12 protein-coding genes are annotated in these 18,865 nt (G+C 42.5%); 1 reads left to right on the top strand and 11 read right to left on the bottom strand.

Annotated features, from left to right (window positions below):
- Nucleotides 1-159: 159 nt before the first annotated feature.
- The 7 genes from AB4351_RS01090 to AB4351_RS01060 are packed head-to-tail and all read right to left on the bottom strand — an operon-like array spanning nt 160 to nt 11,206.
- Entirely contained in the window at nt 160-1,434 is a 1,275-nt protein-coding gene (locus AB4351_RS01090) for a hypothetical protein (RefSeq protein ID WP_017071517.1), read from the bottom strand.
- The gene (locus tag AB4351_RS01085) at nt 1,434-2,684 is read right to left on the bottom strand and encodes a hypothetical protein (RefSeq protein WP_372124835.1); all 1,251 of its coding nucleotides are present in this window, start codon (nt 2,682-2,684) and stop codon (nt 1,434-1,436) included. The genes AB4351_RS01090 and AB4351_RS01085 overlap by 1 nt, the downstream gene beginning before the upstream one ends.
- Nucleotides 2,677-5,763, bottom strand: a complete 3,087-nt coding sequence (locus AB4351_RS01080; protein ID WP_372124833.1) for a DEAD/DEAH box helicase — start codon at nt 5,761-5,763, stop codon at nt 2,677-2,679. Before AB4351_RS01080 ends, AB4351_RS01085 begins: the two co-directional genes overlap by 8 nt.
- A 5-nt stretch (nt 5,764-5,768) precedes the next feature.
- Nucleotides 5,769-6,593: a serine/threonine protein kinase gene (locus tag AB4351_RS01075; protein WP_372124831.1), complete on the bottom strand. Its 825-nt coding sequence runs from the start codon at nt 6,591-6,593 to the stop codon at nt 5,769-5,771.
- Complete coding sequence (locus tag AB4351_RS01070; RefSeq protein WP_372124830.1) at nt 6,584-8,632, bottom strand: protein kinase family protein; 2,049 nt, start codon at nt 8,630-8,632, stop codon at nt 6,584-6,586. Before AB4351_RS01070 ends, AB4351_RS01075 begins: the two co-directional genes overlap by 10 nt.
- 25 nt (nt 8,633-8,657) lie before the next feature.
- Nucleotides 8,658-9,545, bottom strand: coding sequence for a hypothetical protein (locus AB4351_RS01065; protein WP_372124828.1), 888 nt, complete (start codon nt 9,543-9,545; stop codon nt 8,658-8,660).
- On the bottom strand, nt 9,545-11,206 hold the full coding sequence (locus AB4351_RS01060) for a DUF3696 domain-containing protein (protein ID WP_372124827.1): 1,662 nt from the start codon (nt 11,204-11,206) through the stop codon (nt 9,545-9,547). The genes AB4351_RS01065 and AB4351_RS01060 overlap by 1 nt, the downstream gene beginning before the upstream one ends.
- A gap of 259 nt (nt 11,207-11,465) precedes the next feature.
- On the opposite strand from AB4351_RS01060, the gene AB4351_RS01055 reads away from it, so the two are divergent.
- Nucleotides 11,466-12,002 carry a hypothetical protein gene (locus AB4351_RS01055; protein ID WP_372124825.1) on the top strand — a complete coding sequence of 179 codons (537 nt, stop codon included), beginning with the start codon at nt 11,466-11,468 and terminating at the stop codon, nt 12,000-12,002.
- Nucleotides 12,003-12,123: 121 nt separating this feature from the next.
- On the opposite strand, the gene AB4351_RS01050 is transcribed toward AB4351_RS01055, so the two are convergent.
- From AB4351_RS01050 to AB4351_RS01035, 4 genes are all read right to left on the bottom strand, one after another.
- A complete protein-coding gene (locus AB4351_RS01050) occupies nt 12,124-13,296 on the bottom strand; it encodes a restriction endonuclease subunit S (RefSeq protein ID WP_372124823.1) in 1,173 nt (390 codons plus the stop codon).
- On the bottom strand, nt 13,293-14,831 hold the full coding sequence (locus AB4351_RS01045; RefSeq protein WP_372124821.1) for an N-6 DNA methylase: 1,539 nt from the start codon (nt 14,829-14,831) through the stop codon (nt 13,293-13,295). Before AB4351_RS01045 ends, AB4351_RS01050 begins: the two co-directional genes overlap by 4 nt.
- 135 nt (nt 14,832-14,966) lie before the next feature.
- Nucleotides 14,967-18,338 (bottom strand): DEAD/DEAH box helicase family protein, encoded by a 3,372-nt coding sequence (locus AB4351_RS01040; RefSeq protein WP_372124820.1) that lies wholly within the window; start codon nt 18,336-18,338, stop codon nt 14,967-14,969.
- A 297-nt stretch (nt 18,339-18,635) separates the two neighbouring features.
- Complete coding sequence (locus AB4351_RS01035) at nt 18,636-18,863, bottom strand: hypothetical protein (protein WP_372124819.1); 228 nt, start codon at nt 18,861-18,863, stop codon at nt 18,636-18,638.
- Nucleotides 18,864-18,865 lie beyond the last annotated feature (2 nt).

The following is an 18,865-nucleotide window of genomic DNA, read 5'->3' as shown; positions in this document are numbered from 1 at the left end:
AGAACAAACTCATTAACAAAACATCCACCAATTGGTTACCAGTTAGCCGTACTAAGCTAATATTTAGTACAGCTATTAAGGCCGAATCAAGAGACACAACCAATACAATGCCGATAATAAGTTCAATTACAAAATTACTGCTCGATTCTGGTTCTCTCATCAATCTTTACTTTTCAAATAACGTTTAAGTGGCGGCCACACCATTACAATCGCGGTAACTAGAGTGATACTTCCAGATATAGCCCAAAAGGTTAGATTCATTTGTTCTTTTGTTAATGCCATAATTGTGGCTATAGAGCTGGCGGGGACGAGCAAAGCAGCCACAAGTGATACTAACAACAAAACCGTGTTGGATGATTCGTCTTTCTCTTGCTTCCATAACGCATGGTTATGCTCCAGCTCGACGAATGCTTTTTGTTCTATTAACTCTAAATCTGCTTGGCAGCACAGATATTGATACAATCTCTCTGCAAAAGGGTAAGTAGAGACATGAGACATTTTATACGATCGTCTAAATAGGGATATCCGTTCGTAAAGCCTCGCTCTTTGTTTGTTCGGGCTTAAAATCATCTCATCTTTAAAACGACCGAGCGTTGTTCGTTGGCAAATTACCGCGGCTAACAAATCAAGATAGTACTGGTTCGTCGCTAAGTTCCAGTTTAGTGATGATTCTCCTGGGGTTTGATCTACAAAAACAAGACGATTCAGATTAAATTGACAGCGCCAATCAGACCAGTAGTGAAATTGGTTCTCGATAAGCCTCTGTTTTTCGTTTTCAGAGAGCTTATACCTAGGGTTAGAAAAATTGATTCCTGCGCTAAGCTCACTCACACAAATAGTGTCAGATTGGTCAAAATCACTTACTTGCTTAATCCAAGAACAACTAACAAGCTCATGACCAAAAGCATCTTCTTCATAGTGGCTGTTATTGCTTAGAGGAAGGCTTAGTAAGTCACTAATGTGTTGCTTTAATCCTTTCTTTTGTTGTTCTGAATCCTCCCATAGACAAACATTATGCCTTTCCGTTCTCGGCTCCCATTGAAAAACAGTTCTATTGAGCTCAGCAATACTAGTTGCACTTAGGTTATCGCTAGATTCAAAATGCAAATAAAGCAGACTCACCTCGCCCATTTGGAGAAGCTGTAGCTTGGTAATACAGACCGAAAATTCGTGATTAAACGATTGTTGATTAGGTACCAAAGATAACAACGGGCTATCACTCAATTTAGCTTCAAACACGTAGCGACCTTGTTTCATTGGCCTTAACAAATCGGCACTAGATCGAGTATAGAAGCGTCTTATATCTTTGATCTCATGATCTTGTAAATCTTCGCTCCAATGTTTCCAATTTCCTGAGTTCACAAGTTCTAAAAATGATTTCTTTGAGATAAAGAGCGGTAAAAATCCCCACCCCTGCCATTTATACTCAGCCATTAAGCTTCAACCGCCTCTGTCTTGGGTAAATTATTACTGATCCTAGCTATAGAATAGCGCTCAGCAAGTACACGTACATGCTCTATCTCTTCCACCGATAGTGTATTTTCAATGTAAGCACTTAGCTTTGAATAAGGTCTTTCGTCTCGAGGAATTCTCATATACGAATCACATAAATCAGTGTACTCCCTTAGGCTAGATGCATCCTTTTGTAACTCTTCCTCAAGCAGACAGTAACGAATGGTCAAGCCAGATATACTTGATAGCCTACCCCAAGCTTTCAAGCCTATAGGCTTAGCAGGTAAAGCTTGAGTCCCACACATAATGATGGCTTTCTGCCCTGACTCTAACCCTTTTGACAACCAATCGAGATTTGCTCGCGTAATATTGACAACTGGGAGACCGAACTCATCAAGTGTGACTTCTCCATCTCCAAAAGAGACCTTTTGCCTTTGATGAAACTCGTTTAAGTTACCTATGATATTTTCGTCATTTAATGCTGTAACTGTCGCCAATATTCCCTCTAAATCATATTCAACGCAGGTTTCTCCAAATGCCACAATCGCTCTTTGAGGCTTATTTTTGCCGACCAAAAAGACCCGTGTTTGAAGATAACCAGATGAGTACCCAATAATCTCGTCAAAGGATAATGCTTCGTCGGTAATACCAAGTGCTCTTTTCGAACTGACCTTTGATAAGTCTAATCCTTTAAGGTTAACTAATTGAGACTCTTCTAAGATATGGTTCGAGCTAATCGTACGTGTAAAGTCGCTAGAGCGAAGCTTATCTACCTCGGTGTAAGGTAACTTATACGCATCTTTCGGCAGCAGTTGTTCTGAAACAGCACAATAGCGATAGGCTCGCTGCACGGTGCGAATTGGGACACCGTGTTCAAGCGTCTCTTCCCCCAACGCTGTTAATTTAAACCTTCCATCAATAAAAGTAACAAAGGAACGGCCTGCCATTTCACTCAAGTGCTTTGTGACAAGTTTTTCTGCTAAACCAGTCAAAGTTACGATAGATTGAACAGAACTGACACCTTGCTCTATCAACTTGAAGATCATTAAATCTATATCACTTAACTCCTCTCTACTTCGCTCTTTTACCAATATTTTCACATTTAGAATAGGTAACAGACTATCTCGAACATAAAAGAGCGTTTCATCAGATCCGATCTGAGAATTTAGTACTTCAGCGTAACTCTTCAAGACATTGAAGTAAGGATTACTATTTGTTTTCTTTTTAGCCATTTTCACTTACCAACATTGTTTTAGAGTGGCGGTTCTGCGGTGCTTTACGCTTGTTTTGAAATGATGGGTTTTGCGGTCGTTGAACCGTTTTTTCGTTAGGAAGAAAACGACTCGCTTGGATTAGCGCCCCTTTCTCATAACACTTACTCTTAAGCAGCACCATCGCTCTCTTGAATTCCACATCATGAGCATTATCTCGGTCTGCACCTTTAGTCAATGTTTGAGAATCACCGATCATTACAAGCTGCTTCTTAGCTCGTGTTTGAGCAACATTAAGTCGTCGCCAATCCGCAAGGAATCCGACCTTACCTTGTCGATTCGAACGCGTGAAGGTGAATATGATCAAATCTCGCTCTTGCCCCTGGAAACTATCTACAGAAGCAACCAGTTCATTCAGTGGCATCTTGAGTTCCAGAAGCTCACCACGCTTTTGTTCTCTGCGTATTGCGTTCTGGATAGCTTTCACGTGATTTGCGTAAGGAACAATAACCCCTATCTCTCGATTCTCAGCAAGTTCTGGCATCTCCTTAATTGATGTTTTAAGAAGCTCGATAACTAATTTTGTCTCACAAACGTTATCTTGTACCACAGCTCTACCCTCTTCTGAGGTCGACTTTTCGCCTTTCTTTTCTAACCAAGTCGTGTCTATCCAAATCATCGGCTGTGGACAGTATGAAAGTAGCGGCTTTTTCTTGTCCATACCGACACCAGCAAAATAGTTTCCCTCATAAAATGCTTCCGAGACAAAGTCACTAATAATGGAAGGACAGCGAAACTGTGTATCCAGCATAATTTTTCGGTCGTCCGGAGCGGCATTCCATAGGTGCTCAAACCAACTGAGACGATAAAGGTCTTTGTAGTCACCGAAGTCTTTAGCTTCGACCTCTTCCAGTACTTCATCACTGACTACAGGCGGTAGCTGCTTATGATCCCCGACTAATATCGCTTTATTGGCTCGGGACAAAGGGACAATCAAGTTGTGGAGTTGTATCTGACCAGACTCATCTACGATCACAACATCAAAGTCGAGTTCTCTAAATAGGGCTTTGGTATTGATACCAATACAAGTAGCACCAACCACGTTTACGTTTTCGATTAAGATTTTATACAGCGCCTGTTGACGCTCGGTTTTCAATTTATTGAACCACTGCGTGAGGTTGCTATGAATACCCGAAACTTTACGCAACAGTTCATCCAATTGAACCAGTTCTAATTTCGTTACTCTGTCCTCAGACTGCCCTGGCAGAACTACCTCATCAACTAGAGAAGTGACCTTTCTAAAGTAACCATCAATCTTTTGATTACAGCTTTCAATAAGCTGTTGAGCTTCCTCTATAGACTTCTCTGTATCAGCAATAGAGGCCATAGTCGTTGTTCGTGATTCGCTAAGTTTTCCAGACTTTATATGAGAGCTTTCTATACGGCTATTGACTAGATTGGTCTTTTTAGTGTTTATCCATCGAGAAACAGACTTAAAAATCGGCCACTCTTTTTGCTCAATTTCTTTTAATTGAGCATTTAATCGACGAATAACATTGTCGTGAGAAAGAATATGCGATTCTATTTCAGCCAACTCTACGTGTAAGCTTTTCTGCCTATTAATATGATGGATGTGATCACTTTGAGCTTTATCTGCATTATCCATTTTCGCGATAATTTCATTTCTACTCGCAAGCAGTTCATGAATATAAGTGAGTTGAGACTCTAGGTTTTTCAGTGTCTCATCGGCTGAACTAAACATACGCGCTTGCAATTCAGCGGCTTTATTATCGAGTGTAATGTCCTCCAAGCAAGAGCTGATTTTATTTTCGTTGCCTATACGTAAACACTCAAAATCGTCTTCTTCAGCCAAACGTTCTAGAACATTGTCGACCGCTTTATTGTTTTGCGATGTCACAAGAACACGTTTACCCTGCGCCGCGAAGTACTTCACCCACTGAAGAATAACCGTGGTTTTGCCTGTGCCCGGAGGCCCTAGAACCAAAGTGTAATCATTACTACCAGCACCACTATCAATCGCTTTGACTTGCGACTGTGTCGGTGGAAATTTACTTGGAGGTAATGGAACCTTAACTGGGGTAAGAGGCTCATGTTGATACACTTTAGCGGCTAAAGGTAACAACCATGGGTTTTTGGATGACTCAGACTCTAAAGAATCTACAACGGAGTTTCTTACCTTCTTTAACGTCGGTAGAGCCGCAATAGCCAAAAGCGCTTGATCTGGTATTTGTGAATTTAACGCTTGTTTCTCGATACTAACGTGAATGATAGGTTCATTCTCTACAGGGGTGAGATCCGCCACCTCTAATAATATATCTGTTGGCTCTCGCATTTCGTCGAGCATTTCAAGCAGCGTTGGTTGTACTTCAAGTAAGCGGGAATAATCAAATTCATCTAACGTAATTTCATAGTGAAGACGGTAGGTTGTTCGCTCACTTCGAGCGCTGATAGAGGTCGCATTGAAAGGCATACATTGCTGAGCCGCAATTCTTTCGAGTTCATATTCAGAATCAATGAAACAGCGCAACACATCGACCATCTCTTGCTCTTCGTAGCAAAGCGCCTCCTCATCTGCTTGTTCTGGTTCTAGCTCCTCGCCCTCCACATTCCATGGAGAATTGATTGTATCGAGTAACTCAGTTGCGTATAAGCCATACTTAAACCTAACATCACGAGCTTCCAATCCATTGCCAAATTCTCGGCCCGTCAGAAACTCAATGCCATCAAACTCGAGCAAAGTCCCGTGCTCCAGCATGCGCTGGCGGTCTTGGTTGTTCGCATAGTAAATCCGACTCACCCAAAGCCTAGGTTTCTCCTCACTCTTGGCAACATTAATTGTGATTTTATATTTACCAATAAGTAAGGTGACGATGACGGTATCTTTCGGCTTAAATGAAGAAGCCCAAGCTTTGTTAGTTGACTTTAGTTGGCTTATAACCGCCTCTTGACCTTCACCATTGTCAGGCCAGTTTTTATCCAGATAATTATTTTCCAAACGATACAATAGAGGAAGAACGGAACCATATTTAGCTGATTTATCTTCCGGCCAAAAAGGCACGGTTTGATTGTATGCAGACATTAGGATTACCCCTTGCTATTGAGTTGCTTAGAAGCCTCTTGTAAGGCTTTGACGATAGTAAATACTTGTTTACTGCGCTTATTACAGTCGAACGTTAGCCCCTGCTGCAATGTATCATGGAGCTTTGATGGTATAGAGGTAGGCAAGTGAATGTTCATCTCATCCCAATCCGAATTATCAAAATTTGGCTGAAGTACCAATGGTTGACCCGTCAATAAATAGTGAATAAGTTGGCAGAATGAAAAAATGTCCGACGACTGTGTGAGGCTCACGTGTCTCACAAACTCTTGCTCCGGGGAGCGATAATGTGCTGTCCCTTCCTCAAGGTAACGCTTTTGGTTGGATAAACCAAAATCAATAAAACTGACTCCGGTGACATTCTGATTTTTGTCACTGTGCACAATGATATTTTCTGGTTTCAGGTCTCGATGGGTAACACGATAACGATGAAGTTCAACCAACTTCCAACCAATTTTCTCTGCCAAGCGCAGGCGTTGTGCAAACTCTCTACGATTATTTGGTGCCGTCGTTACAAACTCATTAAGAGGCTTACCTTCAACCCAGTCCATGAGAAGATAATGCTTCTTTCCCTCTTGCCAATATTGATGGCACTTAGCTGCAACACCAAACGGCAAACGGTTCAGAGCAACAATCTCATTTTTAATGGCTTTACTAGCTTTAAGATCCTCGACCTCAATCTCTTTTAACCCGTAATACAAGCCAAGCTGAGGCAATTTGACGCGATAAAAAGCACGTTTCGTCGCTTCACACTGATAGATTACCTTTTCCTTGGGGTATTGTTTGGCATAGCCATTTGTTGTCATTTCCATGTCTTTAAGACCTCTATCACTTGCTCAATTGTTGGACGGTATTTAGGTGTAACGTGAAGTATTCTCTGCCAAAACTCAGCATATTGTCCTGATAGCTCTAACTTTTGGCACAGCTGTTTCCAATACGCTGGGCGGCGCCCCTTACTCACTAATTCTTTTGTCGATTGCTCAAACGGCAGTTCCCCACTTAACGAATAAAACACGACTAATCCCAGACTAAAAATATCGGAAGAAAACGTTAAAGACTGACCAGGTTCATTTACTTCCGGCGCTTGGTACTTCTGCTCGAACGTTCTTCTAGCATTTAGGGGCAGTGTCGCAACCATTTCTTGCTGACATAACTCGAAATTTATCAACATTGGCTCGCTTCGTTCGGTGACACGAATATTTGATAAGTTAATGGCTCGATGAATAATCTCGGGGTCACCCACGCTCTGAATCTGTTGAATGGTTTCTGCTAATTCGATCAGTAGGTTCAGTTTCTCTTCTTTTGTAGGGTTCGCACTAAGCCATTGTTCAAGTGTTACAGCAGGAGCTTTTTCAACGAACACATAAAACTTGTCTTCAAGTAATTCCTTATCTTGATAGCGTTGAACCCCATCCACTCTGCTTAAGCGCTTAAGCACTAGAGCTTCTCGGCCCAAGCTCTTGAGCTCGGTTTGGCGATGTACAGCACTTAAGTGATCTAAATTAAAGCACTTCGCCCAAACCTGTTCGTTAAATAGAACGGCGTTGTAAACGGTAAAGTAATCTGTTGACTCCGACTCAACCGCTTCCAGCTCTACTTCATAATCTCCAACGGTGATGGCACCTTGATACTGTTCAACAGGAGATGCAGTCAGTTCCTGAACGAGCCGATTTATTTCCGATTCAAGCAAACGCCGTTTTGGTTTTTTACCAAATCGAGAGCGGCAGAACTTAACGAGTAGCGAAGATACCTGTTCGGTTTGCGCAACAATGACTTCCCCCATCTCCATAAAAGGAGCCGAAACTGTTTGACCATCATAAATACACTCAACATTGGCGTTACGATTCGTAAACAGTACTAAGCCAGTATTTTTTAATTCTGGCAGCAGCGCTTTTAACTCAGGTAGATCTCCAAACCTTCTTAAGGCTTCTCTGAGCTTAGTGACCGGATTCGAGAGGTAAGTGCGACCCATATCATTATCGACCAACAAGCTGTTTCGTTTGTTCGTGCACATATCAACTGCGATACTGCCGTGATGATCTTTCAATTCAAGCGGAATCACACCAAACGGATAAATAAGCAGTCCATCAAACAAACGGGATGAGTTTTCATTCAAGATCGGCGGGCAAGAGACAATTCTAAAACCTTCGAAAAGCGGTTGTGTGAAAAGTTGTGTTGCTAATTCAGCTAAGCCTCGGCGTTCATGTAAACGCTCTTCTTGTGCCCCAACAAACGGATTGTATGGCCAGTCATTTTCTACAAAAGAGTGCGAGTTCGACATCGGAAAGATAAGTGCAGACCAGTCTTGGTCAACAACCGCCGGAAGCAGTTTTTTTTGCAGTTGGCCACTGGTTAGAGCATCAGAGGTTAAATTAAGCTCACACATCATTTGGCTGCTTAAACCGTCACTGGTTAAAATGAACTTCGAAATCCCATCATTATCAAGGTTCATGTGATGAACGATAGGCGTGACCTCACTACCAACAACAGAAATAGGTTGTGATTCAAAGCCGCGAGATTCGGCTCTTTTAACCCCCTTCTCAACTCGATAAAGCCGAATATTTCCTACCCAAGACAATTCAAACTCTTCTGCCTTCTGAGTGATGATGCCAAATGTAGATTGAACCCCATTGTTGAAAAAGAGTTGATGCAGATCTTCTATCACTTGTTCCGCGACAAACAGCTCATTAGTTTGATTCACGGTTAACCAACTACTTAGCAGGTCTATCCCCCTAGCAACGTCGCAACCCGATACCAGGTCTGCGATAAGTGCCTGACGCCCTGATTGATGGATCCAAGTAAAATCGCCAATATTGTCTTTACCGGATACATCCTTAAACTGTAATTCCATAATATTTATCTAAGCCATTGTTTTATTATTCACCCAAACGCGTGCACATTTCTGGATGCTTGTTTTGATACTCGTCGATACACGCTTTGGTTTCTCTGTATTCTTCTAAACCGCACAAACTGATGCTTAATCGATCCGACTGCAGGCCTTTTTCAGGTGCCGTTGAAAAGCCTTGTCCCGCTTTTATGGCCGCTTTATCACTGAGCAGATATCTATCGTGTATAAACCCATGTGGTACACGGATATAATTCACCAACGGTAAATCAACCATTGAAGCTTGATACTCGCGTTCAAAAACACCTGATAAATTACTGCAATCCATTGTGGTCACGATACTCACGGTGCGAACACCTGAGGATGTGGCCCTACGCAAAATAGCTTTGAGCAATGCATTACCTGGGAGTTTAAAATAGGGATCCGCAATGATTAGATCTTTTCCCACATTCAGTAGTGGAACAGTCACATCTAAGATATTGTGCTCGGTTTTATCGATCCAAAGTGTTGGAGGAATCGACCAACTCGTGTCTCCATCTATGATCTGCTCATAATTGATATGTTCTGCGCCCCCTTGCTCTGACACAACGGCGTTGAATGCTCTTAGTGAGTGTTGTGATGTCATCCAATTGAGCCAATTCTCATATCCACCCTGCAGTGTTGAATCTGCTCGATCTTTTGGTAACACAATGAAAGGATTAGCTTTATCTCGCTGCAACTTATTAAGAAAATTAGTCACTGACTTTTTCTTAGTTGGCGCAATATCAGAAGCCTTAACACTTTGATACGCCTCCCTAACCCACTCTTTAGTTGGGGCTACCAGATATCGACCATTTTCAAAACCAAAGGCACTTTTAAGCAACGCATAATAGTGATATTCCGACATACAGTGAGGGTCGAGTGCAATCTCCTTGTACATTAGAAAAGCTCCTCATCTCTTTCATCAAAGAAACCACTCGGCCAACCTGTTTCTAAATCACCATCATCGGTAAGCAGTGTTTTATGTGCCACAACTCCTGCATCAGAAGACTCTAGGTAGACAATAGAGAGATCCGCTTTGCTAACTGGCGTAAAGCCACTTGGCAACGCTTGATCTGTCGTTTCTCTGATACGGCGAAGTAAGCGCAGGATCAGATGCTCACTGTGAGTTTCAATTAAGTAATGGTTTTTACTGTCAGTTTGGGTTAGCAAATCACCCAATGAAACTTGTGCTTTGGGATGTAAATGCAATTCAGGTTGCTCGCAACAAATCAGGCCACGCTTGCTAGACTCTGCCGCAACCACCAAGGGGAAAACTTGTGAAATACCGGCACCAACGTCACTTGCTGAAACCTCAATATCATTTGAAAGGTCCCACAAGGTAACCACGTCTTGTTGATACTCTCGTGAAGAAAAATACTTATGATTGACACCTTCGCTCGACGCTTCATCCAGTTGTCTACGTGTGAAATCACTAAACTTATCGCCATCACTGATATAGTCGATCCGCCCTTGCTCAGACTTTTCAACCAAGGCATAACCAAGATCAAGCCAATCACGGCCTGCCATCCAGCGGTTAACTCGATGAACAACCTCCATATCGGCATTAAAAATGGTGTCCCAACTCGCCTTACCCGAGTACCAATCCTTTTGAATCACCTTATCTTCAGCATCGAAAGTAGAATCAGGAATTTGTCTTAGTGGCCCAATAGCAACGCTATCTGAAAGAACATCGTTTAAATTGGCGAGCGATGCGACAATCACATCACTAAAAATCTCCTCGATTCTGCGAGTAATCAAGTCATGTTCGGACTCTAAGCTCGTTTCTAACCTTTTATCTAGCCTTGGTAGTGCACCTGATCGAGATTGAAAGTGAAATGGAGCGTGAACAAACCTTCGTTGACTATTCGGTAACAATACATCTATAGGGGTAGAGGTTGCTGCTTCTAAAACATGGTGATGAAATTCACCGCAGGAGCCATCTTCCCGATAAGCCATTTCTGTGTCATCTTCGTCATCCGTTTTAAATAAAGGATGAAGATAGTTAACTCGGCTCACTTCAGCGTTGTCGTTCGGCTTGGTGTTCTTCACTTCAAGAATGAACTCGTTGTCTAACCATACAGATTGGCGGTAGACAAACGCTGTTTTTTCAGCGTGAGACCACTTGATTTCAAACTCAATCGCGATCTCGTCGGCCCATTCACTAGGGCTACTCATATTGAGTAAAGGTTCAGATACGGACTCACCTAACTGAGCCGCTTTTTGATGTAAACCCTCAATAAACCAAGTGCTATCATCGAAGCTGTGTCCTGCTTGATTTTTTGGTTTCTGGTACTCAACCTTGATTACCATGGTTTTAGAGAGATCTTTACCGTTAATAAGATTCTTAAAGCCGCCAACGTATTTATTACCGAGCGCTTCAATTCGCTGAGGGTCACATTGCCCCTTATTAATTACATGCTGTAAGTAGAACAGAGCCATAAGGACACTGCTCTTACCGACACTATTTGGGCCGAACAATAAGGTGACTGGTGCAAACTCGATAGTTTGTGTTTGCTGGAATGAGCGGAAATTGGTTAGAGATAGCTTGGTGATATTCATTTTCAGCGGTAATCATTAACTTTAAGTGGTTATGCTGATACAAATCAGCGAGTTAACTCATACTATTATCATCAAATTGCATATATTTATAGAGTTGACATCACATATACAAATTAAAAATTGAGTCAATACTATTAGTGAAGGATGGACTGCAAATCTCAACATTGATAACAACACAAAATGGTTGGGTTGCTATTGTTTAGACATAAGGATGATTTGAACATCTAGTTTTCTAACATGCCGAGTGATGAGGCTCTATATGAAATATATCTTAGCTATTCTTTTTCCTGCCATCGGCCTCATGATTGGCTCGCTGGCGATACCTTTCGGGATCTTCATCGGAGTGTTTAGCTACTTTTTCGTCTCTCACATGACTGAGACCAGCGACTTTTCCCCTATGGCTTCAACTTCAGATACAGCTTCAGGCAGTGAACATTCAGACACCATGCCCGATAACGACCAAGATGATCTGTTTGAATCCGACACTATTGAAAGCACTCTGTTTTCAGAAGACACCACAACGTTCGATGACAATGCAATTAACCCTGCAAACGGGTTACCTATGGTAGGTGGCATAGGAGGTGTGGATGTGGAAGGCAATCCATTCGGCATAGATTCATCAGATAGCTTTGATAGTACTAGCCTCTTTGACGACTCGATCAGTTCACTGAGTGACGATAGCATGAACAACAGTTTGTTCGACGACAGTACAAACAGTTGTTTCGATGACACTAGCCTATTTGACGATGACAGTTTTGGCTGCAGCAGTTCAAGTTTTGATGACCCGTTTTCGTAACTGAACCTTTGAATAATTTAAGGGGTTGAGCGGAATAGATATTAAAGGATGGCCATTGTTGTTGATAGCAATGCTGAAGAACCTCAGCATTGCTAATTTTAGAGTTTATTTAAGGCTTGGTTTAAAGTTCGCCAGAGAAAGCTTTTTGGGATAGAGAGTTAAACAATAACTCAAGTTCCGTACTACTAGACTTGTGCGTCATCGTTTTTTCATAAACAGATTTCACCAATGATTCATACTGATTTTGTATCTCTATTGGTGGTAATAAAATCTTAATATCCTGCAATTCTTGCGCATTGATATTTGCCATGCCAACAATACTTTTACACATTCCAACTAAGACCTTTTTTCCATGCCCTGAGTTTAGATATCCAGAGATGTAGTAATTATTACCAAGCTCGTTAGGTCGAACACGCACTAAATATCCGGCAAATGCCATTGGTTCATCTTGATTGTATACTGCCGTTTTCCCCACAAGTTCACGACTATTAGTACGGTTAAACAACAAATCGCCTCTATGAACAAGGTACTTTGGTAGTTCTTTCTCGGTCAGACCAATATACTTTAAGTCAGTAAAGTCCCATCCACCCTGATAGGTAATATTGCCCATACGTAGAACAGGAAATTCACCATCTGTCTCTGATGCTTTGCCTGACGTTCCATAGTTTGCGGAATCAATTAGATCTCGGATAGTACCTAACGGAAACCCTTTCGGATTAGTAACCGGATCACCAAACATATCCAAAAATGCGCTACGTAGGAACTCGTCGGCTAAGTCGATGGCTTGTTTGCGCTTTTGGCGGGTGGCATCAGCTTTATCCAAAATGGCTGCAATGCGTTTTTGCTCAGCTAATGGTGGAAGTGGGATTTCAAAATTCTTAAGAAATGTACCCGAAATATTAGGTTGAGCTCCACCAGAACCCGCTTTAACAAAAACTGGCTTATTATGTTTAAATAAATAGTAAAGAAAGACAGAGTCAACATTTTCATTTGGAGTAAAGGCTGCACATGCTTGGTTGGTCGCGGCTTCAACATCAAGAATCGAGCAAACTCCAATCGTTGCACCGTACATCGCAACTAATACTGTACCCTTAGGGTATAAACGTGCTGAAGAACCATCTAATCCACTCTGAGTAATGAATTCAGAAGCCGACTTAACATATTTATTATGCAGGTCACCCGTTTTTACCCAATGGATATCACCACCATCATAATACTCTGGCTTTTTTCTAGACGGTGTGCCGCCAGAGGTTACTTTAAAGAGATCACCTAGCTTAACTTTAGGCCAACTCATAGCATCCCCTCCAACTCATTTAAGTCAGCCAGAATCTCATTCTCAAGTGTTTTCAGCTTACCAAGAATCACCTTAGGGTCTTCGTACACCTCTTCCTCGTAAACCACTTCTTTGTAGCGGTTGATAGAAAGGTCATACTTTTGCGCTTTAATATCTTCCGCCGACACCATAAAGGCTTTTTGTGTTTTATCACCAAACTCTGCGGTTAGAGTATCAGTATCGTTCGCTTGGTATAGCTCGCTGTAACGCTTCCATTTTGCCAATGCTTCTGGAATGTCATTGTCTTTGATTGGGTTACGCTTATCATCCAGTGAGTAGCCGTCTGCCTGCATGTCGTAGAACATAACATTGTCGGTGCTGCCGCCTTTGGTAAAGATAAGAATACCAGTAGATACCCCAGCGTATGGCTTAAATACACCACTTGGTAGTGAGATCATCGCCTCTAATTGGTTGTTTTCAATCAGCTCTTGACGCAGGTCTTTGTGCGCCTTTGAGCTACCAAACAAAACACCATCAGGCACGATGGTTGCGCTGCGGCCACCAAGCTTAAGCATGCGCAAGATTAACGCCACAAATAGCAGCTCGGTTTTCTTAGTTTTCACCATTGAAAGCACTTGCGGGTTTACCGACTGCTCATCTAGGCTACCTTTAAATGGCGGGTTAGCTAGAATTTTGTCGAAGAAATTCTCTTCTTGAGCTTTGCCAGAGAAGTTTTTGTTCAAGCTGTCTTGGTATGTGATGTTGGCAGAGCTTACACCGTGTAGCAGCATATTCATTGCCGAAACGCGTAGCATGGTGGTGTCGAAGTCAAAACCCCAGAACATTTTATTATTAATGTGGTCTTGGTATTCGTGCAGCATGTCACCGGTGTACACGTTGTTGCCGTCTTCATCCTGGTAAATGCTTTCTGGGCTCGTGTGAGTACGCGTCAGGTACTCCATTGCGCGAGAAAGGAAGCCCGCTGTACCACACGCAGGGTCACAAATCACATCTGTTGGTTGCACATCCAGCATTTCAACCATCATATCGATGATATGACGAGGCGTACGGAATTGTCCGTTGATCCCTGCAGAAGAGAGCTTGCTTAGCAGGTATTCGTAGATATCACCTTTAACATCACTCTGCTCGAGCGGAAGCTTATCAACCATTTCAACCGCAGATAGCAGTACCGATTCACTACGGATCTCCACATCAGCATCAGCCATAAACTGCGCAATATCTGAACCATTAAGCTCGATATCAGAAAAGTGAGGAAAAACGTTGTTACGCAGGTGAGGAAGCAATTCAGCACCCGACATGTTTTTAAAGTTTTGCCAACGTAGTAACTGACCTTCAGGCGTTTCCGGAAACTGGCGAGTAAATGGTTTACCTGTTCGTTTAGCCTTTTTCTCTGCCGTGGTTTCTTGCATATCTAACATACGAGAGAACATTAGGTAACTGATCTGCTCAATCACCACCAGCGGGTTGGTTACCCCACCCGTCCAAAATTTTTCCCACAGACCATCGATATCGTTACGTAATTGACCAGTTAGCATAATGCGCTCTTCTTTTAGTGGCTGTTAACTTTGCAAACGACAAAGTTAAGAGGTGTAGATTATGAGATTTTATAATGATTAAGGGAGTTCGTAACCTTACAAACTCCCTTTTCGGTGTTTTGAATGACCGTTTGGTTAATGTGGCATCAAAAATGGCTGCATTAACGCTTCAAGCTCGTCCGCTTTTGAATCGGTGAAGATATCTAAGCCTTCGCCATCAGTTAGGCGCTCAAACGGCCCCTCGTATAAATCTGCGACTTTGATACGCCCGTTCTGACAAATAAAGCGTTTCAATTGATTCAAAAACTGCACTTGCTTGTAGCTAAGTTGGTTATTTTGAATGAAATCGGTAAAGCGTTGATTGACCAGATCGGCGTCTAAGCCTACCAACTGAACCAACGTTTGGCTCAGTTCTTGTGACGTTCTTCCATAAAAAGCGTTCAAGGCATTCGCATCAACACCGGGGTGCTGCGTTAAAATTGTTGAAGTCAGTGATTTTAGTTCATCTTCTGTCACTGCTTGGTTGTTATGAATCTTCTGTAATACTGGATTATCAGCGAGCATTTTGTCGAGAATGTCTTTCAATCGCTTACGGTAAACCATGGCTTCTGTTTCATCACCGATAACCACCACACGGTCAGTTTCACGAACCTCGCCATCTTGCGCTGTGGTTGTCTGAATATTCTCATAGGGAGACAGTTCTTTCTTTTTGAACTTCATGATCCCACGCAGTTTAGTGCGTGTGTTTTCAAGCTGCTCTAGCGTAATGTCTTGCCAGTATTTCTGGGTTTGCACTCTTGCGATTTCATCGCCTTGTTTGCGCACTTCTGTAATGGTCACTGCTAGGTTTTGTAAGCGAGAGATGTAATCCGCTTTTAGGTTTTCGATCTCACTACTACCTGATAACTGAGCACTTTGAATTTGTGAGGTTAAGCGATCCAGCATTGAGGCATCTTTGTCTTTTAGTGTGCGATTACCCATCAGAGGCGCGATTGTAGTTTCCAGTAAATGCCTAGTGGAACCATTCATTTGGAGTAACTGATCAGTTTCTTGGAGCTGTTTTACGTTTCTCAGCTCACGGCGAACGGCAATTGCGCCTTCGGGTAGGTCACAAATATCCGCTTTCATCTGCGCGCAAGCGAGCTCAAAGGCTTTAACGTCGGCACGCTTTTGAGCTTCATCGGCAAGTTGTAAGCGTGCTTCAAAGACGGTTTGCAGCAGTGAACGGCTAACGCCAGTGTCTGCTTCTACATACTCTTCTTCAAAATATTCAAAGTTGCCATAGTGGTCGAAAATCAAGAACTCTTCTTTGTCTTTATCGGGGCCAAACAGATCTGGACAAAGTCTTGTACCACGCCCAATCATCTGCCAGAACTTCACCCAAGATTTCACAGGGCGTGCAAACACAAGGTTGACCACTTCTGGAACATCGATACCGGTGTCCATCATGTCTACTGAAATAGCGATACGGAAATCGTTATCTGGCTTTTTAAACTCGTCAATTCGAGCTTCTGGTCGATCAACGGCATTGTGGATCACCTTACACACTTTACTGCCGTATTGTGGATACAGATCTTCACAGAAGAGTTTCTCAAGTTGTTCAGCATGCGCTTGGTTTTGCGCAAAGATGATGGTTTTCCCCACTAGCGACTTAGTGGCATCTTTAATGCCATTTTCCATCAAGTTCTCTAGGATGGCACTGTCGGTTTCGACACTGAAAATCTTCTTGCCAATGTCTTTGCCTTTAATGGTGGTATTTTGCGCCTCTTCTTCTCCGAGATCTTCTTCAAGCTGCGCTTGTTGTTCTGGAGTGAGTTTGCTGTAGTGGATACCATCACGTAAGAATTCGGTAGTGAACTCTTTTACTCTGAATGGATTTAGGAAACGTGGCTCATGCGAGATCGCTTCTGCTAGGTCGAAGTTAAAGGTTGGGTCGCCATTTTCACATCCAAACAAGTCATAAGTGTTACGCGCAATGAACTTGACTGGTGTTGCAGTTAAACCTACCTGCATTGCATCAAAGTAGTCGAAAATGTCACGATAGCGGTTATAGATACTACGGTGTGATTCATCGGCAATGATCAAATCAAAGAAGCCTACATCCAATTGTGAGAATCGGTTCATCATACCTGGGTAAGTCGAGACGAATACACGAGCTGACTGGTCGACTTGGTTTTTCTCCCCGATGACACAACGCGGTTCACTTGGTAAAAAGTCTTTAAACGCTCCATCGGCTTGACGGCGCAACTCTTTACGGTCACACAAGAATAGTACGCGCTTAACCCAGCGAGAACGAAGTAGCAACTCAACTAATGCAATGGATACACGAGTTTTACCCGTTCCTGTTGCTTGAACAATCAGTGCCTTACGGCGCTGATTTTGGAATTGGTTGGTCACCGATTTGATCGCCTCAATCTGATAAGGTCGACCTGCGATGTCTGCGCTAGGGTTGAGTTGTTCTAAATTTGGATCTTTATGTAAATGCTGGTATTGCAAAAACTTCAGGCTATCTTTGGAATAGAAGCCAAACACCTGACGATAGGTGTTGTATTGCTTGGTATCCCAAATACAAATCTCATAGCCATTGGTATAAAACACAATCGGCTCTGGACAGTTATGTTGCTTTGCTAGACCTTCAGCATAATAGCGAGCTTGCTCCCTGCCTTTTTGCATATGTTCACGCGAACGTTTCGCTTCGACTACGGCAAGTGGCGTGCCGTCGTCGTCCCAAAGAACATAATCGACATACCCTACTCCCGAGTTTGTCGGTTGATGTTCGACTTCAACTTCAATGCCTACTTTTTCTGGATCGTTAATATCCCAACCCGCCTGAGCCAGTAATGTATCAATTAACAACTGGCGAGTTTTATTTTCATCCCATTGAAGGCTGTTCGCCGATTGTTGACTACGCGATTTCGCCTGTGCTTTTGCTTGCTTGAGTTGTTCAGCCGTTAACTCGACCTGAGTTTCTGCTGCTTGTCGCTTCTGGCGCTCGCGCTCTAATTCATCAAACAGCGCTTGTTGCTTCTGTTCGTTCTCTTCAATAGCTTTATCAAGTTGCTTTTGCGTTAAAGAGCTTGAGGTAGGAGCCTCTGGATATACAAGCTCATTGAGCTCGGACACTTGAAAGCCGTAATAGTTAATCGCAAGGTATTGAGATAAAGAGTGAGCTGTACCCAGTGCCGCATAAGCTTTACGCGTAGAACCGTCACCACCATGTGCAGTGTCATTCCCTTCTACTCGCAAGAAATGAAGCTGATCTCGAAGGCGTGATTCAGTGACATCAATAAAAGCATCGTTCTTTAGCAGTTCCATAAAGCTTGCCTGCGGAAGCCTTGCTAAACCATCAATGGCATAAATCTCTTTGGTGACTTCTTCGGCAAAGCCACGCAATCGCGTAATCGCGCTGCCAGGGTCTAAATGTAGGATCTGCTCAGCGAGGTATCCTAAATTTGCCAGTTTTTCGTTATGTTCACGAATGAGTTCGAAGTTTAAAGAAGTCGCCATAAGCCATTGATACTCCAAATTTGAATTGCATACCTTATATCAAATAATTGCTCTTATTACGATGACCGTGTATGCAATTGAGTTATATATTTCCTCTGAAACAATGCATAACATTTTATGCAGCAAAAGTCGGAAATAGTGCCAGTTATTTGTAAGTCTTTACACGAGTGGGGATCACCACGACATCAAGGTTATGCTCTTAAATAGAGCAAAGCCTGATTGTTTGTACATGATAGATACCTTTCATTGACGAGAGGTATTCTAATTGAAGCGCGTAAATGATAGCGACTTATAAGCTTACATCTCATACCAATATAGCCATTCAACGAAGCTATTAAATGTCATCTCTTTGTGTCTAATAGAACCATCATCTAGCACTTTAATATTTTCTTCAATGCAGCCATTGCACTTCACAATGATAGTCTTGCCTCTTAGGGTCGCTTCATAGCTTTTCTTACCTGTAACGAGACATTCGTCATTGTTAAAATGTGCGATAATTCGTTGAACTATTTCATTTACCATCATTT

The sequence above is a fragment of the Vibrio sp. 10N.261.51.F11 genome, from assembly GCF_041471665.1.
Taxonomy (GTDB): Bacteria; Pseudomonadota; Gammaproteobacteria; order Enterobacterales; family Vibrionaceae; genus Vibrio; species Vibrio crassostreae_C.
This window is presented reverse-complemented; position numbering and strand designations above follow the sequence as displayed.